The 25,317-nt window shown below is 68.6% G+C and carries 32 protein-coding genes; 11 read left to right on the top strand and 21 right to left on the bottom strand.

Going from position 1 to position 25,317, the window contains the following annotated elements:
- The 4 genes from AC1RGU_RS02595 to AC1RGU_RS02580 all read right to left on the bottom strand — a co-directional run bounded on the left by AC1RGU_RS02595 (position 1) and on the right by AC1RGU_RS02580 (position 2,368).
- Positions 1-255, bottom strand: coding sequence for a DUF3297 family protein (locus tag AC1RGU_RS02595; RefSeq protein ID WP_062468964.1), 255 nt, complete (start codon positions 253-255; stop codon positions 1-3).
- Positions 256-320: 65 nt separating this feature from the next.
- Entirely contained in the window at positions 321-785 is a 465-nt protein-coding gene (locus tag AC1RGU_RS02590) for a ribonuclease HI family protein (RefSeq protein ID WP_492694531.1), read from the bottom strand.
- 37 nt (positions 786-822) lie between these two features.
- Entirely contained in the window at positions 823-1,293 is a 471-nt protein-coding gene (locus AC1RGU_RS02585) for a DUF4124 domain-containing protein (protein ID WP_492694529.1), read from the bottom strand.
- A 106-nt stretch (positions 1,294-1,399) separates the two neighbouring features.
- Positions 1,400-2,368 (bottom strand): LysR family transcriptional regulator, encoded by a 969-nt coding sequence (locus tag AC1RGU_RS02580; RefSeq protein WP_492694527.1) that lies wholly within the window; start codon positions 2,366-2,368, stop codon positions 1,400-1,402.
- Positions 2,369-2,476: 108 nt separating this feature from the next.
- On the opposite strand from AC1RGU_RS02580, the gene AC1RGU_RS02575 reads away from it, so the two are divergent.
- The 5 genes from AC1RGU_RS02575 (at position 2,477) to AC1RGU_RS02555 (ending at position 7,219) form a co-directional block, all read left to right on the top strand.
- Positions 2,477-3,553 (top strand): aromatic ring-hydroxylating dioxygenase subunit alpha, encoded by a 1,077-nt coding sequence (locus AC1RGU_RS02575; RefSeq protein WP_492694525.1) that lies wholly within the window; start codon positions 2,477-2,479, stop codon positions 3,551-3,553.
- 3 nt (positions 3,554-3,556) lie between these two features.
- Positions 3,557-4,507, top strand: coding sequence for a PDR/VanB family oxidoreductase (locus AC1RGU_RS02570; RefSeq protein WP_492694523.1), 951 nt, complete (start codon positions 3,557-3,559; stop codon positions 4,505-4,507).
- Positions 4,508-4,556: 49 nt separating this feature from the next.
- Complete coding sequence (locus AC1RGU_RS02565; RefSeq protein WP_492694522.1) at positions 4,557-5,528, top strand: Bug family tripartite tricarboxylate transporter substrate binding protein; 972 nt, start codon at positions 4,557-4,559, stop codon at positions 5,526-5,528.
- Positions 5,529-5,708: 180 nt separating this feature from the next.
- The gene (locus AC1RGU_RS02560; RefSeq protein ID WP_492694521.1) at positions 5,709-6,659 is read left to right on the top strand and encodes a hypothetical protein; all 951 of its coding nucleotides are present in this window, start codon (positions 5,709-5,711) and stop codon (positions 6,657-6,659) included.
- A 71-nt stretch (positions 6,660-6,730) separates the two neighbouring features.
- Positions 6,731-7,219, top strand: coding sequence for a GFA family protein (locus AC1RGU_RS02555; RefSeq protein WP_447742163.1), 489 nt, complete (start codon positions 6,731-6,733; stop codon positions 7,217-7,219).
- Positions 7,220-7,586: 367 nt separating this feature from the next.
- Here AC1RGU_RS02555 and AC1RGU_RS02550 read toward each other — a convergent pair whose 3' ends face one another.
- The 6 genes from AC1RGU_RS02550 to AC1RGU_RS02525 form a co-directional block, all read right to left on the bottom strand.
- Complete coding sequence (locus AC1RGU_RS02550) at positions 7,587-8,006, bottom strand: hypothetical protein (RefSeq protein WP_492694519.1); 420 nt, start codon at positions 8,004-8,006, stop codon at positions 7,587-7,589.
- Positions 8,007-8,050: 44 nt separating this feature from the next.
- Complete coding sequence (locus tag AC1RGU_RS02545; RefSeq protein ID WP_492694517.1) at positions 8,051-8,944, bottom strand: DMT family transporter; 894 nt, start codon at positions 8,942-8,944, stop codon at positions 8,051-8,053.
- 111 nt (positions 8,945-9,055) lie between these two features.
- Positions 9,056-10,216: an ABC transporter substrate-binding protein gene (locus AC1RGU_RS02540; RefSeq protein ID WP_492694515.1), complete on the bottom strand. Its 1,161-nt coding sequence runs from the start codon at positions 10,214-10,216 to the stop codon at positions 9,056-9,058.
- Positions 10,217-10,257: 41 nt separating this feature from the next.
- A complete protein-coding gene (locus tag AC1RGU_RS02535) occupies positions 10,258-10,836 on the bottom strand; it encodes a dihydrofolate reductase family protein (RefSeq protein WP_492694514.1) in 579 nt (192 codons plus the stop codon).
- 31 nt (positions 10,837-10,867) lie between these two features.
- The gene (locus AC1RGU_RS02530) at positions 10,868-11,242 is read right to left on the bottom strand and encodes a tetratricopeptide repeat protein (protein WP_492694513.1); all 375 of its coding nucleotides are present in this window, start codon (positions 11,240-11,242) and stop codon (positions 10,868-10,870) included.
- Between the two features lie 62 nt (positions 11,243-11,304).
- A complete protein-coding gene (locus tag AC1RGU_RS02525) occupies positions 11,305-11,535 on the bottom strand; it encodes a hypothetical protein (RefSeq protein WP_492694511.1) in 231 nt (76 codons plus the stop codon).
- Between the two features lie 133 nt (positions 11,536-11,668).
- Between AC1RGU_RS02525 and AC1RGU_RS02520 the strand changes: the two genes are divergently transcribed.
- A complete protein-coding gene (locus AC1RGU_RS02520) occupies positions 11,669-11,956 on the top strand; it encodes a helix-turn-helix domain-containing protein (protein WP_492694509.1) in 288 nt (95 codons plus the stop codon).
- A 4-nt stretch (positions 11,957-11,960) separates the two neighbouring features.
- On the opposite strand, the gene AC1RGU_RS02515 is transcribed toward AC1RGU_RS02520, so the two are convergent.
- A complete protein-coding gene (locus AC1RGU_RS02515; protein ID WP_492694507.1) occupies positions 11,961-12,254 on the bottom strand; it encodes a hypothetical protein in 294 nt (97 codons plus the stop codon).
- Between the two features lie 175 nt (positions 12,255-12,429).
- Here AC1RGU_RS02515 and AC1RGU_RS02510 point away from each other — a divergent pair, with 175 nt between their 5' ends.
- On the top strand, positions 12,430-13,434 hold the full coding sequence (locus AC1RGU_RS02510; RefSeq protein ID WP_492694505.1) for a LysR family transcriptional regulator: 1,005 nt from the start codon (positions 12,430-12,432) through the stop codon (positions 13,432-13,434).
- A gap of 4 nt (positions 13,435-13,438) precedes the next feature.
- Positions 13,439-13,903 carry a GNAT family N-acetyltransferase gene (locus tag AC1RGU_RS02505; protein WP_492694503.1) on the top strand — a complete coding sequence of 155 codons (465 nt, stop codon included), beginning with the start codon at positions 13,439-13,441 and terminating at the stop codon, positions 13,901-13,903.
- A gap of 4 nt (positions 13,904-13,907) precedes the next feature.
- Here the strand turns inward: AC1RGU_RS02505 and AC1RGU_RS02500 are convergent, their stop codons facing one another.
- The gene (locus tag AC1RGU_RS02500) at positions 13,908-14,180 is read right to left on the bottom strand and encodes a hypothetical protein (protein ID WP_492740788.1); all 273 of its coding nucleotides are present in this window, start codon (positions 14,178-14,180) and stop codon (positions 13,908-13,910) included.
- Between the two features lie 148 nt (positions 14,181-14,328).
- Positions 14,329-14,814: a DUF2165 family protein gene (locus AC1RGU_RS02495; RefSeq protein WP_492694501.1), complete on the bottom strand. Its 486-nt coding sequence runs from the start codon at positions 14,812-14,814 to the stop codon at positions 14,329-14,331.
- Between the two features lie 99 nt (positions 14,815-14,913).
- Between AC1RGU_RS02495 and AC1RGU_RS02490 the strand changes: the two genes are divergently transcribed.
- The gene (locus tag AC1RGU_RS02490; RefSeq protein WP_492694499.1) at positions 14,914-15,267 is read left to right on the top strand and encodes a hypothetical protein; all 354 of its coding nucleotides are present in this window, start codon (positions 14,914-14,916) and stop codon (positions 15,265-15,267) included.
- Positions 15,268-15,273: 6 nt separating this feature from the next.
- On the opposite strand, the gene AC1RGU_RS02485 is transcribed toward AC1RGU_RS02490, so the two are convergent.
- The 6 genes from AC1RGU_RS02485 to AC1RGU_RS02460 all read right to left on the bottom strand — a co-directional run bounded on the left by AC1RGU_RS02485 (position 15,274) and on the right by AC1RGU_RS02460 (position 21,053).
- Positions 15,274-15,909: an FABP family protein gene (locus AC1RGU_RS02485; RefSeq protein ID WP_492694498.1), complete on the bottom strand. Its 636-nt coding sequence runs from the start codon at positions 15,907-15,909 to the stop codon at positions 15,274-15,276.
- Between the two features lie 79 nt (positions 15,910-15,988).
- Positions 15,989-16,414, bottom strand: coding sequence for a hypothetical protein (locus tag AC1RGU_RS02480; RefSeq protein ID WP_492694496.1), 426 nt, complete (start codon positions 16,412-16,414; stop codon positions 15,989-15,991).
- An 18-nt stretch (positions 16,415-16,432) separates the two neighbouring features.
- Positions 16,433-17,761: an adenylosuccinate synthetase gene (locus AC1RGU_RS02475; protein WP_492694494.1), complete on the bottom strand. Its 1,329-nt coding sequence runs from the start codon at positions 17,759-17,761 to the stop codon at positions 16,433-16,435.
- 10 nt (positions 17,762-17,771) lie between these two features.
- Positions 17,772-18,743, bottom strand: a complete 972-nt coding sequence (locus AC1RGU_RS02470; RefSeq protein ID WP_492694492.1) for a VWA domain-containing protein — start codon at positions 18,741-18,743, stop codon at positions 17,772-17,774.
- A gap of 41 nt (positions 18,744-18,784) precedes the next feature.
- Positions 18,785-19,726, bottom strand: a complete 942-nt coding sequence (locus AC1RGU_RS02465; protein WP_492694490.1) for a protein kinase family protein — start codon at positions 19,724-19,726, stop codon at positions 18,785-18,787.
- 16 nt (positions 19,727-19,742) lie between these two features.
- Positions 19,743-21,053 carry a hemolysin family protein gene (locus AC1RGU_RS02460; protein ID WP_307637330.1) on the bottom strand — a complete coding sequence of 437 codons (1,311 nt, stop codon included), beginning with the start codon at positions 21,051-21,053 and terminating at the stop codon, positions 19,743-19,745.
- A 23-nt stretch (positions 21,054-21,076) separates the two neighbouring features.
- Between AC1RGU_RS02460 and AC1RGU_RS02455 the strand changes: the two genes are divergently transcribed.
- On the top strand, positions 21,077-21,928 hold the full coding sequence (locus AC1RGU_RS02455; protein ID WP_492694488.1) for a symmetrical bis(5'-nucleosyl)-tetraphosphatase: 852 nt from the start codon (positions 21,077-21,079) through the stop codon (positions 21,926-21,928).
- Positions 21,929-21,952: 24 nt separating this feature from the next.
- On the opposite strand, the gene AC1RGU_RS02450 is transcribed toward AC1RGU_RS02455, so the two are convergent.
- Positions 21,953-23,506, bottom strand: a complete 1,554-nt coding sequence (locus AC1RGU_RS02450) for a M20/M25/M40 family metallo-hydrolase (RefSeq protein WP_492694486.1) — start codon at positions 23,504-23,506, stop codon at positions 21,953-21,955.
- A 128-nt stretch (positions 23,507-23,634) separates the two neighbouring features.
- Between AC1RGU_RS02450 and AC1RGU_RS02445 the strand changes: the two genes are divergently transcribed.
- Positions 23,635-24,579, top strand: a complete 945-nt coding sequence (locus tag AC1RGU_RS02445) for a LysR family transcriptional regulator (protein ID WP_492694484.1) — start codon at positions 23,635-23,637, stop codon at positions 24,577-24,579.
- A gap of 2 nt (positions 24,580-24,581) precedes the next feature.
- On the opposite strand, the gene AC1RGU_RS02440 is transcribed toward AC1RGU_RS02445, so the two are convergent.
- A complete protein-coding gene (locus AC1RGU_RS02440; RefSeq protein ID WP_492694482.1) occupies positions 24,582-25,097 on the bottom strand; it encodes a response regulator transcription factor in 516 nt (171 codons plus the stop codon).
- Positions 25,098-25,317 lie beyond the last annotated feature (220 nt).

Here is a 25,317-nt window from a genome sequence, read left to right as displayed (position 1 = left end):
TCAGTCGCGGTAGTACACCTCGACAGCGCCCTTGAGCTTGATCAGCAGCGGATAGCCCTTGCGGTCCAGCGTGCGGCCGGCGGGCACCTTGATCCAGCCTTCGCTGATGCAGTATTCCTCGACGTCCAGGCGGTCCTTGCCGTTGAAGCGGATGCCGATCGGGTGCTCGAACACGGCGGGGATGTGGTGCGGGCTGCGCGGATCGGTCGAGAGATGGTCGGGCAGCGTGGGCTTGGAGGTGGCTTCTTCGGTCATGGGAAAACGGGTGTCTGAATCGACCCGAATGATAGAACCTGCCGCATGCCCCTTTGCGGGCGCCGCTAGCGCCGCTTCTTCCAGGCCTTGGGCGGCGGTTTCGGCCCGAAGCCCAGCGCGGCCCGCGCGAGCGCATCGGCCTCGGCGTTGCGGTGGCGCGGAATCCATTGCACGCGCGCCTCGTCAAAGCCCTGCAGCAGCATGCGTGCCTCCTCGAACAACGGCGCCATGCGCACGATCGGCCGCACGTCGGCAGCGCCGCTCAGCTGTTCGACCAGCGTGCTGTTGTCGCTGAAGGCCTGCACGCTCGTAGCGCCGCGCGCCTGCAGCTCGCGCAGCGCGAGCGTCAGCGCCCGCAGCTCGGCCTCGTTGTTGCAGCCCGTGGTGTGCGTGGCCTGCGAGAAGGTGTGGCGGGTGCCGTCGGGCTGGGTGATGACGACGCCGACGCCCATGCGCCCGGGGTTCGGCATGGCGCTGCCGTCGCAGTGGACGACCCACGGGGAAAGGCGCTCGGGCGCGGCAACGGTCATGAAGAAGCAGGAAGCAGAGGAAGAGGGACGAACGCGCTCAGCAGTTGCTGCGCTTGATGCCCGCGAGATTGCACGGCCGCTGGCCAGGCGGCGGCCCCGGATCGCGCGGCGGACGCGGCGGCCGGGGGTGATACCCCGGTCGCGGCGGGCCGTAGTACGGATCGCCGCCCCAGATGTAGGTCGGCCCCGGGTCGGCCGCAGGCGCCTCGCCCACCGGGTAACGCGGAATGATGGCCGGCCCCGAAGGCGCGGGCTGCGGCGGGGGGGCGGACGGTGCCGCGTAGTCCGAACGACGCGGCGTGTCTTCCTCGCTGGAGGCACGCGGCGGCGCAGGCGGCGGCTCGTCGATGCGCAGCTGCCGCGACTGCCTGGTACCCGGCGGGCAGGCGCCGTCGGTGTAAACGATGCGCCCGTCGGCATCGGTGCAACGCACCACCTCCGCCTGCGCGGCCGGGGCGGCCACGACAAGCCAGAGCAGCGAAACGAAAAGAATGGTGGGCGAGCGCATGGAGACGCCCTTTGTAACAGTGCGCGGCCGCTCGAACAAGCGGGCACGCAGAAACGGGTGGGGGATGAGGCTCGCAGCAGAGGAAAAGTCGATGCCGGCCGGCACGTCAACGCGACTTGGCTCGCGCCCCTTTCCTGGCCGGAGGACCGGCCTGCGTGGTGATGCGCGGGTAGTGCTCGAAGGTATGTTTCATCACATCGCGCAGCCAGACCACGGCAGGGTCGTGGTGAAAGCGCGGATGCCAGTGCTGGTTGAGTTGAAACTGGGGCACGGGCACCGGCGGCTCGAACATGCGCACCGTGCCCATGCGGGCGAAGACCTCCGCCAGTTCGCGCGGCACCGTCGCGAGCAGATCGGCGTGCCGGTCCATCAGGAGCGGAACCATCAGGAAGTGGGGCGTCATCACGGCCACGGTGCGGCGGATGCCCTGGTCTTCCAGCACCTTGTCGTAGCTCTCCGCCGAGTGGCCGGTGAGCGAGACCACGATGTGCCGCATCGCCTCGAAGCGCTCGCGCGTGAGGGTGGCGCCGATGTCCTTGTTCCGCGCGCTGGCGATGGTCACGAAGGAGTGCAGGAACAGGCGCTGATGAAACAGCCCCTCGGGCGCCGCACGGATGGACCCCACCGCCAGGTCGGCCTCGCCTGACGCAAGCAGCCCTTCGACCTGCTCGAGCGGCACCTGCAGCGTGCGCAGCGAACACCCGGGCGCCTCCTTCTTGAAGCGCTCGAGCAGCGGCGGCAGGAACACCAGTTCGCCCATGTCGGTCATGCACAGGGTGAAGGTGCGTCGCGCCAGTGCGGGCTCGAACCGGGCGCCCGCCAGGATCTGCTGGCGCACGGTGGTCATCACCTCCACCACCGCAGCGCGCATGCCCTCGGCCTTGCGCGTGGGCTCCATGCGGCTGCCGACCTTGACGAACAAGGGGTCGTCGAAGAAAGCACGCAGCCGGTTGAGCGCATGGCTCATCGCACTCTGCGTCAGTCCGAGGCCCTGCGAGGCCTTCGTGACACTGGCCTCACGAAACATCGCGTCGAAGACCGCCAGCAAATTCAGGTCGAGGTTTTCAGCATGCATGTCGCGCATTCTAGGAATGACTGAAATGACATTGATACATGGGAACCCTCGTCCTACGCTCTGCCCATGCCGTGACTCGGACGCGGCGAACAACAAAGGAGACGCCCCATGTTCATCAAAAACACCTGGTACGTGGCTGCCTGGGACAACGAGCTCACGCCGCAGGGCCTGTTCGCCCGCACCATCATCGGCGTGCCCGTTCTCATGTACCGCAAGGACGACGGCGAGATCGTCGCCATGGAAGACCGCTGCTGCCACCGCGGCGCGCCCCTGTCGGTGGGGCGGCGAGAAGGCGACTGCGTGCGCTGCATGTACCACAGCCTGAAGTTCGACGCCTCGGGCCAGTGCATCGAGGCGCCCGCCCAGAAGCGCATTCCCATCCAGGCCAGGGTGCGCACCTTCCCGGTGGTGCAACGCCACCGCTGGGTCTGGATCTGGATGGGCGCTCCCGACAAGGCCGACCCTGCGCTGATCCCCGACACGCCCTGGCTGGACGACCCGCACTGGCGCAGCCTGGACGGCTACATCCACTACGACGTCAACTACCTGCTGATCTGCGACAACCTGCTGGACTTTTCCCACCTGCCCTTCGTGCACCCGACCACGCTGGGAGGCAGTGCGGACTACGCCGCCGCCCAGCCCAAGGTCGAACGCATCGACAACGGCGTGCGCATCACCCGGTGGGCCCTCGACACCGAGCCGCCGCCTTTCGCCCAGGCGGTCAAGGACTGGGGCAGCAGGGTCGATCGATGGAACATCTACAACTTCACCATCCCGGCCGTCCTGCTGATGGACTCCGGCATGGCGCCCACCGGCCAGGGCGCTGCCGAAGGCAACCGCGAAGGTGCGATCGAATTTCGCGGCTGCCAGGCCATCACGCCCGAGACGGAAAACTCCACCCACTACTTCTTCGCGCATCCCCACAACTTCGCCATCGACCAACCCGAAGTCACGCACTCGATCCACCAGGCCGTGGTGGATGCCTTCGATGAAGACCGCGACATCATCACCGCGCAGCAAAGGAGCCTGGCGCTGGCGCCCGACTTCAAGATGATGGCCTTCGGCATCGACGCCGCGCTGAACCAGTTCCGCTGGATGGTCTCGCGCCGGCTGGAAGAAGAAGCGCTCGAGGAAGCCGCGGCCCGCCCTGCCGCCACAGCAGCGCCCGAACCCGTCAAGGCCTGAGCCATGAAGCTCCTCGTCACCCGCCTCACGCAAGAGGCGCAGGATGTGCTCGGCTTGGAATTGCGTGCGCAGGACGGCACCGCGCTGCCGCCCTTCACCTCGGGCGCCCATGTGGACCTGCTGCTGCCCGGCGACATCCGCCGCCAGTACTCGCTGGCCAACTCGCCGCTGGAGCGCCACCGCTACGTGCTCGGTGTGGGCCTGGCGCCAGCCTCGCGCGGCGGCTCGGCCTTCGTTCACCAGCGTCTTGCCGTGGGCGATGTGCTCGAGGTGGGCGCGCCGCGCGCCCTGTTCGGCATCGACCCGGCCGCCACCGAGCACGTGTTCGTGGCCGGGGGCATCGGCATCACGCCCATCCTGAGCATGATCCTCTGGTGCGAGGCCCACGCCAGGCCCTGGAAGCTGCTGTACTGCGTGCGCACGCGGGCCCGTGCCGCCTATGCGTGGACATTGGCGCGCCACCATGACCGCGTGCAGCTGCACGTGGACCAGGAAGCGGCGGGCACGCCACCCGACCTGGCGGGCTGGCTGGCCGGTGCGGCCCCGGGCGCCCACGTCTACTGCTGCGGCCCCGAAGGGTTGATGAACGCGGTCGACGCGGCCGCAGGCGTTGTCGGCATCGACAAGGCGGCCACCCATTTCGAACGCTTCGCACCGCCGGAACCCGCCACGCCCGCAGCGCCGGCCGGCACCTTCACCGTGGTGCTGCATCGCAGTGGCCAGAGGATCGAGGTCGCACCGCGGCAGAGCCTGCTCGATGCACTGGAAAGCGCCCACATCAGCATTCCCTTCTCGTGCCGCGAAGGCATGTGCCGCAGCTGCGAGGTGCCGCTGCTCGAGGGCGAGGCGGATCACCGCGACTTCGTGCTCAGCGACGAGGAACGCGACAGCCACACCTGCATCCTGCCCTGCGTGTCTCGCGCGCGCAGCGCCGTGCTCGTCCTCGATCTCTGACGTTCCCCAACAACAAGCAGACCACCCAACCCCACCACTGGAGACAACCATGTTCAAGAAAATGACTGCCGCATGCGCAGCGATCACGCTGGCGCTGCCCATCGCCGCGCAGGAGAGCTACCCCTCGCGGCCGATCCGCCTCGTCGTGCCCTACGCCGCCGGCGGCGCGACCGACTTCGTGGCACGCACCCTGGGCGATCGCCTGTCGAAATCGATGGGGCAGCCGGTGGTGGTGGACAACAAGGCGGGTGCGGCAGGCGCCATCGGCGCCGGTGAAGTCGGCCGCGCCAAGCCCGACGGCTACACGCTGCTGATGACCATCACCGATTCGCAGATCAACAACACGGCGCTGTTCAAGACCCTGGCCTACGACCCGCAGAAGGACTTCGTCGGCGTCACGCAGGTGGTGCGCAGCCCGGCGCTGATTTCCACGCACCCCGGCACCGGCATCAAGAGCATCGAAGACCTGAAGGCCAAGGTGGCCAAGGGCGGCGCGAAGCTGAGTTACGGGTCCTGGGGCGTCGGCGGACTGGGCCATCTGGCCGGCGAGAGCCTCAACCGCGGCCTGAATGCAGGCATGGTGCATGTGCCGCAGCGCGGTGAGGGTCCCGTGGTGACCGACCTGCTGTCGGGCACCATCGACGTCGGCCTGTCGTCGGTGCCCAGCGCGATGCAGCATGTGCCAACGGGCAAGGTCGTGCCGCTGGCCGTGCTGGGACGACAGCGCTCCACCACGCTCCCGCAGGTTCCGACCATGAACGAACTGGGCTTCAAGGACCCGCTCTACGACACCAACGTCTGGATCGGGCTGCTGGCACCGGCGAAGACGCCACAGCCCATCGTCGACAAGCTGGCCCGTGAAGTGCGCGCCATCGTCGGCTCGCCCGACGTCAGCCAGCTGTTCGTGGGCCGGGGCTTCGAGGTGATGAACAGCACGCCCGAGCAGTTCGCGGCGTCGTACAAGGAGGAGTTCAACGTGATCACCAGGCGGATGCGCGAGCTGGGCGTCGAGGCGCAATGAGGCAGGCAACCACCCGGACCGTCATGCAAGGACGACCGACGCATCTGCCGGGCGCCAACCGCCAGTGACCGTGTGGCCGGCCGCATCAGGCGTTCCCTAGGCGACAGGCGCGGCGCGGAGACTTTGCCATCATCGCGAACTCGACTGGCGCCCGCCGCCGGCTACACGGAGCCCTCCCCCATGACCTCGCCTTTCACCACCACCGCCCTGGGCCTGTGCGGCCCGCTGCGCCAGCCGCGCCAGATGCTGGCCGACCAGACCTACGACGACCACAAGTCGATCCACGACGACGCGACGGCCGAAACGCTGGGCCTGCGCGCCGGGCCGATCGAAGGGCCGACGCACTTCAGCCAGTTCGATCCCCTGCTGTTCCATGTGTTCGGACAGGCCTGGTTCGAAACCGGCTGCATCAGCGCCCACTACCAGAACATGGTGGTCGAGGGCGAGTCGGTGCGCGCCTTTGTCGACCTGCCCGCGCCGGGCGCCACCTTCGTGCGCCTGCGCGCCGAGAAGGCCGACGGCACGCCGGTGCTGACCGGCACCGCGTCGGTGGGCGATGCCGGCCAGCACCCGCACGAGCTGCCGCAGCGCATCGCCAAGCTGCGCCCGCCCCAGGGCCTGGTCATCAACCGCGACCTGCGCGTGGGCCAGCGCGGCGCGGTCGTCGAGAAAATCCGCATGGGCTTCGACCAGCACATGGGCGACCACTACCCCTTCACGCTCGCCGACAAGCTCAAGGTCATCACCGAGCCCTGCGACTGGTACACGGCCGAAGGCGGCCAGCGCTCGCCGTGGGGGCGGGCCATCATCCCGACCGAGATGATCAGCGTGCTGCTCGGCTCCACCAGCGCCGAGGCGCAATTGGGCGGCCGCAAGCCGGCCGTGGGCCTGTTCGCCGGGCAGGAGATTCGCCTCATCAAGGGCCCGCTCTTCGTCGACCAGGACTACGAACTGGAGCGCGAGATCATCGCGCTGAGCGAGAGCGCGCGCACCGAGTCCGTGTGGGTGCGCACCCAGGTCTACGAGATGCCGTCGCGCACGCTCGTGGCCGAGATGATCCTCAACGGCGCGACGATGAAGGCGTCGTACCCCCACTACGAAGCCGAGGCCAAGGAGCTGGGGCTGGCCTGAGCGCGGTTCGCGCAGCTGCATCGAGCGCCGTCGATCGAGGGGGCAGAATCCCCTCTTTTTCCGGGTGCCGTATGCCAGCTGTACTTGAAGGGGGTTGCCTCTGCGGCAAGGTCCGATTCAGCACGACCCAGCCGCCGCTGCGCACGTTCGCGTGCCATTGCACGTTCTGCCAGCGCATGACCGGCACGTCCTTCTATGCGGAGTCGCTTTTTCCGATGGACGCCGTGCAGTTCAACGACGGCGAACTGCGGCAGTACGCGCACCGATCGGACGGCAGCCACAAGCAGGTCTTCGTTCATTTCTGCCCCTCGTGCGGCACGACGATGGGCCTGACCTTCGAACGTTGGCCCGATGTGCGCGCCATCTCGCGCGGGTGCTACGACGACCCCAACGCGGTCGAACTCACGAGCCACATCTGGACCCGCTCCGCCCAAAGCGGCGTGGCCTTGCCGGCCGATGTGGATTGCTTTGCCAGAGCGCGGGCCACGCTCGACGGCCAGCCGGAGCCGGCCTCGCGGCATGAGGCGCCTGTCTTGGCCCGGCAAGACGGCGGGGCCTGAACTTTCGCTTCAGCGGCTCATCAGCGGCCATTCGCCCGACGACGGCGAAGCACGACCCCAAAGTAGTAGATGGAGAGGCACGTGAAGAGGCCTGCGACCACGGACCAGACGGCGCCCCCGCCGATCAGATTCGCTCCGTCGGGCGCGATGCAGCTGGAGGCGGATGCTTCGATGCAGTCCCTGTGCCTGTAATACCGCTCATGGAACGCCCACCAGAAGAACCCCGCCGCGGCGGCGCATGCGACGCAGAGGATGGCGGGCCGGGTGATTGGAAGAGGGTCTGTGGTCATGGGCTTGGATCGCCATGCCGGGCAGCCAGGGGGCCGCGGAGCACGATGCGAATGAGCGCTTTCCTCACGGCGGACGTTCAGCGCGATCGCGACGCCACACGGAGCGCTTCTTCCCTGATGTACGAAGAGGCCGCCGTGTTCGCCAGATCGTGCAGCGTCTGCAGCAATGAGACGCCGCCGATCTCCGTCGTGCCGGCGTTCAGGATGCGCCCGATCATCGTGATGCCGAGTTCGCTGGGCTGTCGCGCGAGGGAGCGAAGAAGCTCAGGCTGGTAGTTCGGCAAGCTCTCCAATCCGTGAACGATGGTCCACATGACCCCGTAGCCGTCTTCCTCGGGGTAGCGCTCGAAGACGCTCAGCATTTCGAGCATGGCTTGCTCCGGATTGCCTGCCCGCCAGAGTTCATCCAGAAGCGAGTCCAGGTGGCGCCAGCTGCCATCCTCCGGCGGTTCGAAGTTGGCGATGTCGTGAGCGATCTCGGAAGTGGTTCGGGGCATTGGAAGTCTTGTGCGCGTGGCTGCTTCTGGCCGACTCTAGCGGCTCAGGCGGCCTTCTGCTTTTTCTGTACGGACCTTGGCGCCTCGCTTCGCGCCAGCCACAGTCCGCTCGCAACGATCAGCGCCCCGCCGCCCAGCGTCCATGCATCGGGCGCGGCCTGCCAGAACACCCAGTCCATCACGAGCGCCCATGCGAGCGCGCTGTATTCGAAGGGCGCGATGGCCGCGGCCTGGCCGTGACGGAAGGCCTCGGCGATGGCCAGCTGACCCAGGAAGCCGCTGAGGGCCAGACCCGCCAGCGCCCACGCGTGCCCGGCCTGCAGCGGCACCCATTGCGGCGCCGCGAGCAGGCTGCCGCCGACAGCCATGCCCGCCGTGGTCCAGAAGACCAGTGCGGCGCTCGGCTCGGTGCGGCTGATGAGCCGGCCCAGCATGTTCGACAGCGCATAGCAGACGGCGGCCACCAGGATCGCCAGCGCGCCCGTCGAAAGGAAGGCCCCCTGCTCGGGCCGCAGCGCCACCACCACGCCGACGAAGCCCAGCCCGATGGCGATCCAGTGCCGCGGCTGCACCGATTCGCCCAGCATCGGCACGGCGATGAGCACCATCAGCAGCGGCGCGATGAACGTGAGCGTGTAGGCCTCGGCCAGGCCCAGGGTCTTCAGGCCGTGGACGAAGAGCACCAGCATCGTCATGTTCAGCGCGGTGCGCAGCAGGTGCAGGCGCCAGCGCAGCCGACGGTTGAAAACACCGGCTGCCTCGCGCCGCCAAGCGATGTACAGGCACACCAGGGGCAGCGCCGTGAGACCGCGCAGCGCCATCACCTGCACCGGCGGGTAGTGCCCGGCCAGGGTCTTGAGCAGCGCGTCCATGCAGGCGAAGAAAGCGCAGGCCAACAGCATCGCGGCGATGCCGCGCAGGGTTCCGGTCGGGTGCATGGTCAGGCTGTGGTCTCGCGGCGGTGGCCGGGACGGACGGGGTTTGTTCTTGAACGCCGAGCATAGGCGCTGTGAACGTCGGGGGCTTGGCCTGATGCCGCCGGCCCCTGCCTACCGGCACTCGTTCCAGTACCCATCCGGGTTCGCCTCCAGCGGCGTGGCGACCCGTTTGAGCGACACACGGCCCTGCGCGTCCTTCGCGACCACGAAGACGTGCCCGTCCTGCACCGGGAAACCGTTGCGCAGAAACTTGAAGCCGCTGCGCACCGACGAAAAGTCGGCCTCGTTGAGCGCGTTGCGCAAGGCACCGCGATCGGCGACGGAGCCCTTGGTCTCCTTCAGCGCGCGGTCGATCAGGAGCGCCGCATCGAAACCTTGCGCCGCATACTGCGAGGGGATGCGCCCGTGCCTCTTTTCGAAGGCGGCAACGAAAGCCTTGCTCGTCGGGCTCGGCAGGTCGGGGCCCCAGACCGCGCCGGCCAGCACATGGAGCGCAGCATCCTTGAGCAGCGGCAGCGTCGTGCCATCGACCGTGCCCACGGTCAGCAAGGGCACCTTGCTCAGCAGGCCCGAGCGGTTCATCTGCTGGATGAAGTTCACGCCCATGTCGCCCGGCAGGAAGGCCACCACCGCATCGGGCGCCACGCGCTGGATCTGCGCCAGCGCCGCCGCGTAGTCGGTCTGGTCGGGCTTGACGTTGATTTCGCTCACCACCTCACCCGAGTAGTAGCGCTTGAAGCCGCGCAGCTGGTCCTTGCCCGACGCGTTGTCGGGCGCAATGAACAGCGTCTTCCAGTAACCCTTGTCGACCGCGTACCGTCCCACGATCCCGGCCTGGTACTCGTCCTGGTACGAGGCGAAGACGAACCTGGTGTTGCACTGCTTGCCGGCGATCGGCGCGGGGCCGGCATTCGAGCCGACGAACAGCATGCCCGCCCGGGCCATCGGCTTGGCCATGGCCATCATCACGTCGGAGAAGGTCACGCCGGTGATGAAGCTGACCTTGTCCTTCTCGATCAGGTTCTGCACCAGCTGCGCCCCGCGCTCGGGGTTGTGCTGGTCGTCTTCCTTGAGGACCGCCACGGGAACGCCGCCGAGCATGCCTTGGCGCTGCTCGACCGCCAGCATGAAGCCGTCGTACTGCTCCTGCCCGAGCGCGGCCCCGGGGCCGGAGAGCGTGCCGATGAAGCCGATGTTGACCTGCGCGGAAACGGCCAGTGCCGCGGCGCCCAAGGTGCAGGCCACGAGGGCCGTGCGGATGCGGTGGATCAAGATGTTCCTTGTGATTTCGCTCGCGATGTTTCGCGGTTCGACTACCCGGCCTTCAACGGACCGACGACCTTGTAGGCGCTGAGGAGGATGCCTGACGGCATTGCTTTCGTGGTGACGAGCTCGAAGGCGCGGGGTGGCGTGCCCTGCGCGAAGAAGCGCTTTCCTGCGCCCAGCAGCACCGGATAGACGACCAGCAGCACTTCATCGGCAAGGCCATGCTCCAGCAGCGTCGATGTCAGCGAGGAACTGCCCCAGAGGATCAGATTCGGGCCCGCCTGCGACTTGAGGCGGCGAACGCCTTCGACGACGTCCGTCCCCACGCTTTCGAACGGTCCCCATGCCAGGCTCTCGGGGCGGTGGGTCACGACATGCTTGGTTGCTGCATTCAGTCCATCCGCCATCGCACCGCTCGGTGCCTTGGGCCAGTAGTCCGACCACATGTCGTAGGTGCGACGTCCGAGCAGCAGATCGAAGCGCCCGCCATGCGCGGCGAGCACTTCATCCCGGCCGGCGGGGCTGCGGTAGGGCGCGGTCCAGTCCGCGTAGGGAAAGCCGTCTTCGCCCGAGGTCTGGATCACGCCATCCAGCGAGATGTGCTCCATGATTTTCAGCGTTCTCATGCGGATCTCCTTGCTTGGGGTGGGAGGGTGCTCAATGGGCCTGCGCATCAAAGTATGCCGGCCACGACAGCGGCGAAGCCTGGAGCCCTTCGGCTCCACGGAATGCAGACATGGCTTTCGCGCGTGAGCCGAAGTTCATCGTTGCCACGCCGAGGTTGAAGAAAGTGTTCCGGTCGGTGGAGCCGAGTTCGACTGCACGCTTCAGGGCGGATGCAGCCTCTTTGTGCTTGCCTTGATCGGAAAGCACGGCGCCCAAGCACGTCAGGGCAAGGACATTGCCAGGGGATTCAACGAGCGCCTTCGAGAGCAACGCTTGCGCAGAGGCAAGATTCGTTTCCCACTTGTCGGGGTTGCTCCATGCGTCCTCGACAAGCGATCGACTGATGGAGATGAAGTCCTCGCTCATAGGCTATTCAGTTTTTTCGACTCTAATTCCGTCCAGTACTCGACTGACAGGCCCCGGCCAATTCAGGTTGCAAGCAGATATTGAAGCACCGCTCTTTGCACCGGCAAGAGGAGCTTCTTCTGCTCGTAGCCGGCGAAGTGCGGATAGCGACGAGGGTCCACCGAAAGTTCACCACCGACAGTGAACGGTGGCGTCGGCAACAGCACGGGGTTGCCCATCCGAGTCAGATCTTCGACGGACAGTGGACGGCTCAACTGCTCCGTGCCTCGAGGCCAGCCATCGGTGATGACCACGTCCGCTGCGTCTGGGGAAGCCGATGAAAAGGCGACGTTGGGGATGGTCTCGTGGAAGCTCTCATGGCAGACATGAGCCTGATCGTACCTACCCGCCCCGGACGCCTCCCCGGCAAGCAGTGACAATCACCCCATGGCCCAAGGAAAACGAATTTCTTCCGACATCGGAGACGACGCGATCGAAGCGATCAAGGCGTTCGGTGCTGCTGCCAAGCTGGCGCGCACAACGGCTGGCGAGGGCCAGGCCGTCGCTGCCGCGCGCTTGGGCGTTCACGTCCAGACGATCGCGCGAATTGAGTCGGGTGAGCCGGGCGTTGCCATCGGGCACGTGCTCGGCATGCTGGCGCTCTACGGCATCTCAACGACGCTACAGCAGCGACAACAGCAACCACCGGCGGAAAACGGCGAGCGCCCCGCCTGAGCCGTCAGCCCCGCTGGGCATCGCCCACGGCAGCACGCAGCGACTGCAGCGTGGTCTCCGCCCTTTCGATGCGCCGCTGCAGTTCTTCGTTGACCAGCCGCACGAGCGCGCCGAGTTCGGTGCGCGTCGGGTACACGTCATCGGTGTCGTTCACGTGTTGCGGCACGATGAGTTTCTCGATGCACGCATACGCGCGGCGCACCATGTGAAAGCTGTCGAGGTCGTCGCAGGCCTGAAGGGCGAGCGATTCGGCGCAGAGAGTCGCCGAGGATTCGGGGAGCAAGGGAACGAGCGCCATCATGGCCTCCAAGAGGTGAGCGCAGAGGTGCTTCGGGAGACCAAGCCCGGCCGCGCCTCCTCAGGCGCAACGGGCGGCAGTATAGCCACGCATTCCCACCCCCTTTGCAGCGCAAAACCGGGATGCCCCTACGACCCGTGCCCCCTCCCCCGATGCTGGAACAATGCGCCGATCTATGGATGGTCTCGATCTCATCAAAACGTTCCGCGAAGTCGCGTTCCGGCGCAGCTTCTCCCGCGCGGCCCTGTCGCTGGGCATGTCCAAGGCGACGGTCAGCCGCTATGTGGCCGAGCTGGAAGCGCGCAGCGGCGTGCGCCTGCTCAACCGCTCGACCCGCTCCCTGAGCCTCACCGACGCGGGCGAGGTGCTGCTGGAGCGCAGCACCGAGCTGGTGACGATGGCCGAGAACACGCTCAACGACCTGCAGGCGCACGGCTCGCACCCGCGCGGGCGCCTGCGCATGAGCGCGCCGCACGGGCTCATCGCGGGCTGGCTTTCGGACGTGATCGCGGAGTTCATCAAGCTCTACCCCGACGTGTACGTGAGCCTGAATTTCACCAACCACGACATCGACCTGATCGAGGAAGGCATCGACATCCACCTGACGGGCGGGCGCATCGACGACATGAACCTGATCGTGCGCCGGCTGGTGCGCTTCGACATGGTGGTGTGCGCGTCGCCCGCCTACTGGGCGCAGCGCGGCATTCCGCAGGTGCCCGAGGACATGGCGCGCCACGACGTGCTGAGCTATTCGCCGATGCCCACCACGCACCTGCCGTTCGAGACCGACGGCCAGCCGCACGACGTGGCGGTGCACAGCCGCATGGAGGCCAACGACGCGGTGGCGCTGATCGAGCTGGCGCTGCGCGGCGTGGGCGTGGCCTACGTGCCCGAGCCGCTGGCGCAGTCGCACCTGGAGCGCGGCGCGCTGGTGCCGGTGCTGCGCGACCACATGCCGCACGAGCACTGGCTGTATGCCGCGTACTCGCAACGCCGCCACAACAGCGCGGCGATGCGCGCAATGCTCGACTTTCTCGAAAAGTCGATGGGGCCGGTGCCCGAGCCCATGCCCGCAGCGGTGCCGGTGGCGCTGCCGTCCTGCCCTGTCAACGCCGCGACCACCGCCGCTGCCGCCATCGCGGCGCGCGGCACACTCGCTCCCAACGGAAAGGCCTCCTGACCCCATGACCACGCCCGCGCTCCTGATCCGCCCGCCCACGCCCGACGACTTCGCCGCCTGGAAGCCGCTCTGGGACGGCTACAACGCCTTCTACGGCCGCGAGGGCCCCACGGCCCTGCCCGAGGCGATCACGCAGGTCACGTGGCAGCGCTTCTTCGATCCGTACGAGCCGGTGCATGCGCTGGTGGCCGAACGCGAGGGGCAGCTGGTGGGGCTGGTGCACTACCTGTTCCACCGCAGCACGACGCGCATCGAGCCCAACTGCTACCTGCAGGATCTGTTCACGCAATCGTCCGAACGCGGCCAGGGCGTGGGCCGGCAGTTGATCGAGGGCGTGTACGAACAGGTGCGACACGCGGGTGCACACCGCGTGTACTGGCAGACGCACACGACCAATGCGGCGGGGCGGATGCTCTACGACAAGATGGCAAAGCACGAGGGCTTCATCGTCTACGCGACGATGGTCTGACCGATCAGTACTTGATGGTGATGCCGGCCTTCACGCCGGTGTTGGCCTTGCCGTCCGAGTGCGCACCGCCCGAGAAGGAGACGTCGCCGCCGGTCTTGGCACCGACCGAATAGGTGGGCCGCTTGCCAGACGTGTCGGTACCGGCTTCCAAAGCACTGCCGTCCGGGCGCTGCACACCGACCGTGGCACCGTTCGTGCGGGCCGAGGTTTCGGTGGAGTTCACGTTGGGCGCGATGTAGGCCGTGCCCTTGTCGTCGCTGTCGACGGGCACTCTCACGGGCTCAGCAATGGCTACCACGGCGGCAGCGCAGGCAACCCCACCCAGGAACGCAAGAATCACTCTGTTCATGGGCACCGATGGTGGATGCAGCGCGTCGCGCGGGCTGTGGGCGTGGCCTCACCGCGCGCGTAGGACGAAGGCGGCATCAGTGCCATGACAGGTTGAACAGGAAGAACGCCGCCAGCACCCACAGGAGCAGCACGAGGTGCGTGAGCTGCAGGCCCTCTTGCCGTATCCAGTAGCCGAACCACAGGCCGCCCAGGTGCATCGCAAACAGGAAGGCGGCAAAGCCGGCCAGCCCCAGGTTGAGCCATGGCCGTGCGGCCGCCAGGTCGCCACCGACCACCAGCATCGCGCTGCCGGCCCAGAACGCCAGCGCCGCCGCCAACTGCAGTGCCAACACCACGCCCAGCGCCGCGCGGTGCAGCGCCACCGAGCGGATGGCGCGCGTCAGCAAAGGCGTGTCGATGGCAGGGTCGACGCGCAACGGCGCCATCGACATCGTGCCGCCGACCGCGAACGCTGAGCCCGCAAAGCCGCGCCAGTTGTTGCGCACGGCAATCGAAAGCCACAGCGCCATGCCCAGCGCGTGGAGGGACTGGAACAGCCAGACGGAGATAGGGAGATTCATCGGAGCGCCTGCGTTTTTAAATATCAAAGATTATTCTTTGATATTTACGTGCCCGCCGGCCGGCGCTCAAAGTCCCTCAAGGAAGGTCGAACCAATGCCATGAACAACGCCACCACCCCACCCGGCCCCTCCCCCGAGGCGCTCGAGCGCCTGCTGGCCGCCGGCCGCGACGGCGCCCTGCTGCGCATGAGCCTGGCGCTGGCGCACCACCGGCGCGACGACGCGCCCACGGCGCTGATGCATGTCGAGAAGGCGCTGGCCTTCGACCCCGAGTTCACCGCCGCGTGGCGCTTGCAGGGCCTGCTCGCGCTGGCGCTCGGCGACGCCGCGAAGGCCGAAGCCTCGTTCGCGCAGGCGCTGGAGGTGGCGCAGCGGCGCGGGGAGCTTCAGCTGGTGAAGGAGCTCACCGTGCGGCTGCGGCGCCTGCGCACGCCGAAGCCGCCCGCCGACTGAACGGCTTCAGGCCGCCGCCGTCTTCGCCAGCGGATTGAGCCCCGGCTCGCCGACGCGCGTGAGCGTGTTGCGGTCGGTGTGATGGAAAGGCTCGGCCTGGCCCAGGATCTGCATCACGGTGTCCTGGTCGTACGACCAGGTGCCGTCGGCGTTGATCTTCACCGTGATGTTCCACGCCACCGTGGTGAAGGCGCGCTCCAGGAACGGGTTCGACACGATGCCGTTCACCAGGCTGCCGTGCTCGGCGCTGAGCGTGAACTCGGTGTCGCCGGGCTTCACGTGGCCGCTGGCCATGGCCACCTGCCCGCGCGGAATGGCCAGCGTGAGAAACACGGTGCTGGTGGCCGGCTCCCACAGCCAGTAGCCGACCTGGTCGTGGTACATCTTGGTGAGACCGGGCTTGTGGATGTAGGTGTGGTAGCGCAGGCCGTACAGCAGCTGCGGGCCGTTGGTCTGCGCGTCGATGGGCTGCAGCTCGTAGTGCTCGACATACACCTGCGTCTTCGGGCCCTCTTTCTTCGGCTTGACGTCGACGCCCTTCATGCCCTCCCAGATGCCCGCCATCGGCCGCAGCGGGCCGAGGTTGGCGAGCGTGTCGGGGTCGGCCGGGGGTTCGGTGTAGATGTCTTCGGGAGTGGTCATGGGATCGATCGTGGGAGGAAGAAAACGGAGAGAAGTTTTTCGGTTCTGATTCTGCTTGAGTGCCGCAGCGGCCCGGTCGTCAGAGCGTGTCCCAGACCTGCACGAGCCCGACGAGGTGCACCACGCCGTACACGAAGCACACGAGCGAGCTCCACACCCAGAAAGCACTGAGGCGGCGCCGGTCGAACAGCCACACCGCGACGGCGACAAGGCCGCGCAGCAGGTACACGGCGGTGATGGCGGGCAGCACCAGCGCCTGCAAGGGCAGCGGCTGCAACACGCCGGCGCCTGCCAGCGCGTAGGCGGCCCACACGCCCAGCATGCCGGCGATGACCAGCGTGACGGCCACGGGGTACAGGTGGCCGGCTTCTGCGCTCGCGGCCATGCGCTCGCCCGCACCGAAGAAGCGGTACCAGGACGGGCCGCCGAAGATGACGCAGATGTGCAAGAGCGCGGCGATGGCGCTCAGCACGGCACCGGCGATCAGGAAGAGGTTGGGGGTCACGCAGGCTTTCTCATGAGATCAGAGCAGCAGGTCGCGCGCGCGAACGGCCTCGCGCACTGGACCGAACGCGCCGAAGCGCACGGGCAGGCCGCTGAGGGCTTCCACGCGCCGCACCCACTCGGGGGCGCTGGCGACGGGTTGCGATTCGTACAAAGGTTGGGCGCCTTCCAGCAGGCGGGTGAGCGCGTGCTGGTGGTCCAGGTCGGTCGCATCGCCGAGCGGCAGCGATGACAGCGTGTGGCCGTCGGCGCTGCGGTAGCCGGTGCACCAGCGCAGGTCCGCATGCGCGACGGCATCGAGATGGCTGGCGAGCAGCCCGTCGAGCGGCCCGGCGGCGGCGAGCGCGTAGCGCAGCAGCACCGCGTCGGGGTGGCCACGGCGGAACGCGCCCTGCCAGCCGTCGTCGGCGTTGTGCGGCTCGGCCAGCCGCGCATCGAGCGCGCGGTCGTGCGTGGGCAGCGGGCCGGCGCCGTGCCGCGTGAGGTGGCTGCGCAGCACGCCCAGGTGCTGCACGGGTGCGGCAATGCCCGCGTCGCGCAGCACCGCCTCGACGGCGGCGGTGGAGACGGTGCTCCAGGTCGTGTGCGGATGAAAGCCGCGCCACTCGTCGAGCAGCACGCCCTGCGCGCCTTCGAACAGCACGGTGCCGGCGCGCGCCAGCCGTTCGCCGATGGTGTCGGCGCTCGCGGGCGGCGACTGGCGCAGGCAGGGCTGCACGGCGTCGAGCCAGCGTGATGCGAGTGAGGCATCGGCGAGCACGGACAGCTCTTGCGCGGCCTCGGCCGACGAAGGCAGCGCGTTCGCGTACTCGCGGTGCAGCGCGAGGCGCAAAGCCTCGAGCGTGTCGAGCGTGCGCGCAGGGTGAACCAGATCGCCGTAGTGCAGCGTCGTTTCGGGCGCTGCCAATGCTTGCCGCACGGTCTCGCCCACGCCGACGCCGCAGCTGCCATGCGCCGCCGCGCCGCGTGCCCATTCGCGCAAGCGGCCAGCAGCCTGATGGAACGGCGTGGTCACGCGGCAGCGTGCATCGACGAACAGGCGAGCAAAAGCGTCGGGCACACCCGCGCGCTGCAGCACCTCGGCCTCGACGCGCAACGCCGTCGGGTGCACCACCGCCGGGCTGGCGAGCACCGTCGCCACGCCGGCATGGAAGCTGCCCGCGCCGAACTGCGAGAAGGTGTGGTGGCGGCCGTCGGCCAGCACCACGTTGTGGCCGGCCTGCGCGCCGCCGTTGAAGCGCACCACGGTGTGCGCGCCCCAGGCGCCACACAGGAAGTCGGTGAAGCGGCCCTTGCCGCAGTCGCCGAAACCGAGGCCGAGCAGCGAGACGTAACGCGTCGAAGTCAACGGCAGGCCGTCAACCGAAGAGCCGCTTCCACCACGAGCTGCGCGCCCCGTGACCGGCGGCCGGCGTGGCGCGGCGCGGTGCGTTCGGATCGAGCAGCGCGGCGTAGCCGTCGAGCGCGTGCAGCACGCCGCCCACGCGCTCCTTGGCCATGCCGGTGGCGGCCATCACGCCGGCCAGCGCGTCGAGGCTGGGCACGGCCTTCTCGGTGAGCGCGACGATGCCGGCCGCCACGGCACAGGCGTCGTCGGGCGAATCCATGCAGATCACGTGGTCGCCGAGCAGTTCGCGCCAGCGCGGCTCGCAGCGGCGACGGCGTTGTGCGTCGGGAATCAAAAAGAACAGGTGGGTGGTCTCGGCCGCGGCGGCGATGACTTCCTCGATGGGAATGTCCTCGTCGAGCTTCTCGCCGATGAGCCCCTCGACCTGGTGGCGCGACACCGCCGGGTACGGCAGCTCGTCGCCGGTGACGAACAGGTAGCCGCGCTTCTTGCGCTTCACCCAGCAGTCCATGTCGGTGTGCTGCGCCATGACGTAGAAGGCCAGCTCGTAGCTTTCTTCGCCGCTGCCCCCGCCGCCGCCTTCGAGGTAGCTCCAGGTGAGCCACTGGTCCATGAGATTGGCGGTCGACTCGAACTGGCCCACCTGCAGCGGCGCCTGGTCGGAGGTGGCGTCGCCGATGGCCATGAACAGCAGTTGGGGGTCTGCCACGCCGCAGTCGGTCAGGAGCTTCATGAAGGTGGGCAGCTCGCGGCGTGCGAGGGTCTGCGGGATGTCGCCCATCGAGCCGGTGACGTCGAGCGCGAAGGCGATGCCCAGCGAGTTCGGATGGTCGGCGTTGTCGCGCGACTCGCGCACCTTGAGCCCCTGCGGGTTCATGAGCGCGTGCGTGGCGGTCTGCGTGAAGACCTCGCTGCCGGACTTGGCGGCGCGGTCGGCCACGATGGCCGCGTGGGCGGCGTGCGAGTAATTTCCGTAACCCATGGACGTGCTCCTTCGTGCGGGAAAAAGTGAAAGGCTGGCGGCTAGCCGGCCGGCGCGGGGTCGAAGTGAACGAAGCGCGGCGGCCCGAAGGCCTCGCGCGAGGCGACCGACAGCGCCTGCTCGATGCCCTGCGCGCCCAGGCGCTCGCAGGCGACGGCGTCGTCGCTGCATTCGCGCAGCAAGGCGGCGATCGGTGCGGGCGCGGCGCCATCGGACAGCAGCGCGCGCACGCTGCGCGCCGACGCCATCAGGTCGCGCCCGATGGCGCCGCCCGACACGTCCTGTCTGGCCTGCGACCAGCCGATGAGCAGCACGCCGTGGTCGCGCGGATGCACGAGCGCATGCGCGGGCGTGAGCGCGCGGTGCGTCCAGCCGGCGCCGTGCACGAAGGCCAGCACTTCGAGCATGCGCCGCCAGAGCCAGACGGCATGGCGCGCATCGATGCCTTGCGGATTGGCCTGCTGCACTTCCTGCAGGCTGCCCCAGAAACCGGTCGGGTGACGCAGCACGAGCGCCTGCCGTTCGCCGTCGCCGAGGCCCTGCGCCACGCCCAGGCCCAGCGGCTGCGGCAACCGCCGCGTGAAGTAGGCCGCGCCGGACACCGACAGGGCTTGCAGCGCCTGCAGCACGGCGGCCTCGCGCGCCAGCACGGCGTCGCCCGCCGCGTCGCGCGCGAGCTTGATCGTCACGCGCTCGGGCACGGCGCCCAGCCGTTCGGCCAGCAGCACCTCGCTGTGCTCGCCCTGGCCCAGCGGCGCGAGCACGCGGTAGTGCGCGCCGCGCCATTGCAGCAGCCGACCGGTGTCCGACAGCTGCGCCGCGTTGGCGCGGCGCCAGGCGGCGCGAAAGCTCTCGCGCTCGACGGTCTCGGTGCCGCGCGTGATGGTGGCGCCGCAGTAGCCGCAGTTGACGGTGCGCCAGCGCGCCGCGCGCGGCAGCGGGGCCGAGCATTGGGGGCAACTCAGTGCAAGCAGCGACAGCATGGCCGCGCCCTCCTCTTCAGTCTTCTTGCGGCGCGGCCGGGTCCGGCGACGCCAGCACGCGGTCGATGCGGCGCCCTTCGAGCGCCACGACCTCGAAGCACCAGCCCGCGCAGTCGATGTGCTCGCCCACGGCGGGCAGGTGGCCCGACACGGACATCAGCAGGCCGGCCACGGTGTTGTAGCGGCCACGCTCTTCGTCGGGCAGCTCGCGGATGCCCAGGCGCGCGCGCAGTTCCGACACGGGCATGAGGCCGTCGAGCTCCCACATGCCGTCGGCGCGCTGGTGGGCCCAGGCGTCGGCCTGCATGCCGGGCTGCAGCTCGCCCGTGATGGCCTCGAGCAGGTCGCGCGGGGTCATGAGGCCCTGCACCACGCCGTACTCGTCGACCACGAACACCAGCCGGCCGGCGCGCGTGCGGAACTGCTCGAGCAGCTCCATGCCGGTGAGCGTCTCGGGCACGAACACGGCGGGCGTGGCTTCCTGGCCGAGCACGCCCTTGTGGCCGGAACCCAGGCGCAGCAGGTGCGCCACGCTGATCACGCCGACCACGTCGTCCAGCGAGTTGCGGCACACGGGGTACCACGAGTGCACGAGGTTGAGCGCCGCGGCGTCCGCCACCTTCTGCAGCGCCTGCGCCACGGTGTTGGAGGCGTCGAGCCATTCGATGTCGGCGCGCGGGATCATGAGCGACGACAGGCGGCGGTCGTCCAGGTGGAACACGTTGCGCACCATCTGGTGCTCGTGCTGCTCGATCACGCCGGCGTCCACGCCTTCTTCGAGGCTGGCCGAGATTTCTTCTTCCGTCACCGAGCGCGCGGCGTTGGCGTCGATGCGCAGCAGCTTCAGCGTGGTGGCGGTGGCGCCGGCCAGCAGCCACACGAAGGGCTTGGCCGCCTTGGCCAGCCCGCGCATGGGGCGCGACACGAAGCGCGCCACCGGCTCGGGGTACAGCTGGCCGATGCGCTTGGGCACCAGCTCGCCGAAGATGATGGTGAAGAAGGTGATGCAGGTCACCACCACCGCGGTCGACACGATGCTGGAGGTGCCGGCGCCCATGCCCAGGCCTTCCATCCACACCGCGAGCGGCGCCGCGAAGGCGGCCTCGCCCACGATGCCGCTGAGCATGCCGATGGACGTGATGCCGATCTGCACGGTCGAGAGGAATTGCGTGGGCGATTCCATCAGCTTCAGCGCGGCCTCGGCCCCGGTGTCCCCCGTTTCGGCCAAGGCCGCGAGGCGTGCGCGGCGGCTGGTGGAAAGGGCCATTTCGGACATTGCGAACACCGCATTGAGGGTGGTCAGCAAGGCCAGCAGGAAGACATCCATGAACGGGGGGAGAGAATGAGGGAATGTCACTTTACTGTATCGGCGACGTCCAGGGCTGCGATGCCCCCCTGGGCCGGCTGCTCGACAAGATCGATTTCTCTCCCAGCCGCGACACCCTCGTGGTGCTTGGCGACCTGGTCAACCGGGGCCCCGATTCGGCCGCGGTGCTGCGCCGCCTGCAGGGCTACGGCGCCTCGGCGCGCGGCCTGCTGGGCAACCACGACCTGCACCTGCTGGGCGTGGCGCACGGCGTTCGCAAGGGCGGCCGCAAGGACACCGTGGCCGGCCTGCTGGGCGCGCCCGACAGCGAGGCGATGCTCGACTGGCTGCGCCAGCAGCACATGGCGCTGCACATGCAGGTCGGCGGCGGCGACCTGCTGATGGTGCATGCCGGCGTGCTGCCGCAGTGGACGGTGGGCGACACGCTGGCGCTGGCGTCGGAGGTCGAGTCGGTGCTGCGCGGCCCTGCACTGGGCGACTTCCTGCACGAGATGTACGGCAACACGCCCGACCACTGGGACGACGCGCTCACGGGCCACGCGCGGCTGCGCGTGATCGTCAACGCGCTCACGCGCCTGCGCTATTGCACGCCCGAAGGCGTGATGGAGTTCGAGAGCAAGGACGGCGCCATTCCCGGCCCCGAGGGCTTCCTGCCGTGGTTCGACGTGCCGGGCCGCAAGACCGCCGCGGCCACGGTCGCCTTCGGCCACTGGTCGACGCTGGGCTGGCTCTCGCGGCCCGACCTGCTGTCGACCGACACGGGCTGCGTGTGGGGCGGCTGCCTCAGTGCGGTTCGCTTCGGCGCGACGCTGGACCAGCGCGAGCTGGTCCAGGTGGAATGCGAACAGGCGCAGAAGCCCGGCAAGGGGGCCTGACGAGCGCCCGCCCCGTTCGGGGGCTCAGAACCCGTGTGTCATCAGCGCGTAGACCGTCTGCACGCCGGTCACGTAGTTGCCCATGCGCAGGTTCTCGTTCGCCGCGTGCTGGTTGTTGTCGGCGTTCACCAGCGGAATGATCGCGAACGGCACCTGCAGCACGCGCACGATTTCCGCCGTCGGCACGGTGCCGCCCATCATGCGGATGCGCACCGGCTCGGGCGTGGTGCCGAAGGTGTCGGTCAGCGCCTTGTAGGCCCACTGGCCGATCGGTGAGTTGATCGGCGAGCCCGCCGCGTCGGCGCCCTCGCTGCGGTAGCTGAAGCTGGCGAGCTTGTCGTAGCGGGCGCGCTCCTCGTCGGTCGGCGCGCCCTTCACGAGGTGGTAGCCCTGCTTGACGATGTGCGCCTCGATGAGCTTGCCCAGGTAGGGCGCGTCGGAGTCGGGCGTGGTGCGCAGGTCCATCTCGGCCTCGGCCTTGTCGGGGACGATGTTCGCCACCTTGTCGCCCACGGCCGCCGAGGCCATGCCGCGCACGTTCAGCGAGGGGTACTGCATCGCCTCCTGGTAGTTGGCGCCGACCCTGTCGGTGCGGGCGATGCCCAGGCGGCGCTTGAGCGCGGCCTCGTCGTCGGGCACGGCGGCCATGATCTTGCGCTCGGCCTCGCCGATCTTCACGCGGTCGTAGTAGCCGGGCACGGTGACGCGCCCCGTGTCGTCCTTCATCGTGGCCAGCAGGCTGGCCAGGCGCTGGGCCGGGTTGGGCGCGTAGTTGCCGTAGTGCCCGCTGTGCAGCGGCACCTTGGCGCCGTACACGGTGAGCCGCGCATCGGCCGCGCCGCGGTTGCCGAACACCAGCGTGGGCCGGTTGGTGGCGTGCATGGGGCCGTCGTGGATCACGATGGCGTCGCTGCGCAGCAGCTCGCGGTGGGCCTGCATGACCTGGCTGATGGACGGCGAACCCTTTTCTTCCTCGCTGTCGAGGATCACCTTCACGTTGACCGCCGGCTGGCCGCCGCCGGCCTTGAGCGCGTCGATGGCCGCCAGCAACATCATGATCGGGCCCTTGTCGTCCGCCGAGGCCCGGCCGAACACGCGCCACTCGGGGTCCAGCGGGCCGCTGAAGAGCGGGGCCGCGTCGATCTCTTCCCACTCGCCCTTGTCCGTCCTGCGCTTGAGCACGGGCGTCCACGGGCTCTTTTGCGCCCACTGCGCGGGGATCACCGGCTGGCCATCGAGGTGCATGTAGAACAGCACCGTCTTGCGCGCGGGGTCGCTGCCCGGGAACTCTGCGTAGAGCATCGGCTTGCCGCTGTTGGGCAGCTGCTTCGTCGTGAAGCCGCGCTTGCGGAAGGCCTGCTCCAGCCAGTCGACGTTCTTGCGGATGTCTTCCGGCACGGTGGCGTCGTTGGGCAGGGCCAGCAGTTCGAAGTACTCGCGGTAGGTGCCCTGCGCATGGCGCTCGGCCAGGGCTGGCGAGAGTTCGGCCGACTGCGCGAGGCCGTGGCCCAGCAGCAGGACAGCCGTGGGGAGCAGCGCCATCAGGCGACGGGAAGAGCGAGGGGAAGGAGTGGGCATGGGTGGCAGCGCAGAAGGGAGCAGGACGGAGAACCGGGTGTCTGCGCAGCATAAAAAGCGGGCACCTTTTCAACAATTGCTATTTTCTTGAGCTACCTTTGCATTCCTTGCAAACCTCACCTCACCCCATGCCGAGCCGCCGCCTGCAGGAAACCTCGCTGCGCTACTTCCTCGAAGTGGCCCGCACGGGCTCGCTCACCGAGGCGGCCGCGCGGCTGAACGTCAGCATCTCGGCCATCAGCCGCCAGGTGGCCGCGCTCGAAACCCTGGTGGGCGCGCCGCTGTTCGAGCGCCGCCCGCGCGGCATGGTGCCCAGCGCCGCAGGCGAGCTGCTGGCGGCGCACGCGCTGCGCGGCGCGCTGGAGGCCGAGCGCGTGCTGTCGGACATCCAGGCGCTGCAGGGGCCGCTGAGCGGGCGGGTGCGCATCGCCTGTTCCTCGGGCTTCGCCAACGAGTTCCTGCCGCGCACCATCGCGGCATTCCGCGAACAGTACCCGGGCGTGCGCTTCCGGCTCGATGCCACCGGCCCGACGCAGGTGAGCGATGCCGTGCTGCTTGGCGAAGCGGACATCGGCCTGACCTACAGCCGCGCGGCGGTGCGCGGCATCCGGGTCGAGCATCGCCAGCCGGCGTCGGTGTTCGCGATCATGCGGCCCGACCATGCGCTAGCGAAGTCGCGCAGCGTGACGCTGGCGCAGATGCACCCCTTCCCCATCGCGCTGGGCAGCCCCGAGAACACGGTGCGCCAGCTGTTCGACGTGGGCTGCAGCAACCGCGGCCTCGTGTTCGAGCCCGTGCTGGTGAGCAACCGTTTCGAGGCGCTCGCCAACTTCGTGCTGCAGGGCGGCGGCCTGGCCATCACGGGCGAGATCACGGTGCGCGACCGCGTGCAGCGCGGCGAACTGGTGGCGGCCGAGATCCGCGAGCCCGGCATGCGCGGGCGTTCGGTCGAGCTGCAGACGCTGGCCGATCGCACGCTGCCGGAGGTGGTGCGCACCTTCCTGGCTTACCTGCGCGAGCAGTTGCCGGCGGCCGGCCGCATGCCCACGCCGCGCACGCGCAAGGCCGCCTGAGCTCAGCCGCGCGCGGGCCCGGACCCCGGGAAGCTGATCACCCGGCGCTGCGTCGCGCCCGAGGGGCGCAGCAGCCCGCGCCGCATGGCCTCGTGCACGGCCTGCGTGCGCGAATGGACCGACAGCTTGCGGTAGATGCTCTTGATCTGGCTGGCGACCGTGCTGTCGGAGCGGTGCAGCGCCTCGGCCACGCGCCGGTTGCTCCAACCCTGGGCCACGAGCTCCAGCACCTTGAGTTCGCGCGGCGAGAGCAGGCCCTCGTCGCCGGTTTCTTCGTGCGCCCTGTCGAGCCCGTGCGCCGCCAGGGCCGCCTCCTCGATGTCGCACAGGATCTGCCGCGCCGTGCGCGCAGCGGCCCACACGTCGCCGCGCTCGACCGCCGCCATCAGGTTGGCCAGCTCCAGCTGGTTGGCCTGGGCAAAGAGCCGCGCCGCGGCGTTCGCGGCCACCGCGGGGCTCAAGGGCGGTGCGTCGTCCAGTTCCGAAATGGCACGCAGCTCGGCGCTTCCTTTGGACATGTCAATGCTCGCTCGGTCGATCAACGCTAGGGGAAAAAGTAAACCCGGCGTCCTTGTGCCACGAAATGCAATGCAAGGACGCCTCTCGCGAGCCTGAGGTCGCTTTGTAAACAGCCTTGACCTTCCGTCTCAGTTCTTGGGAGAATTTCGCAAAATCTGTGATTTTTTAACGCTTAGTTAGTACTATTTGGCGGGCATGGACCCCCCAGCCCCTTGGCGC

This window comes from Variovorax sp. GW823-FHT02B07, assembly GCF_058797695.1.
The sequence above is the reverse complement of the archived record's forward strand: the minus strand, read 5'-3'. Positions and strand labels throughout refer to the sequence as shown.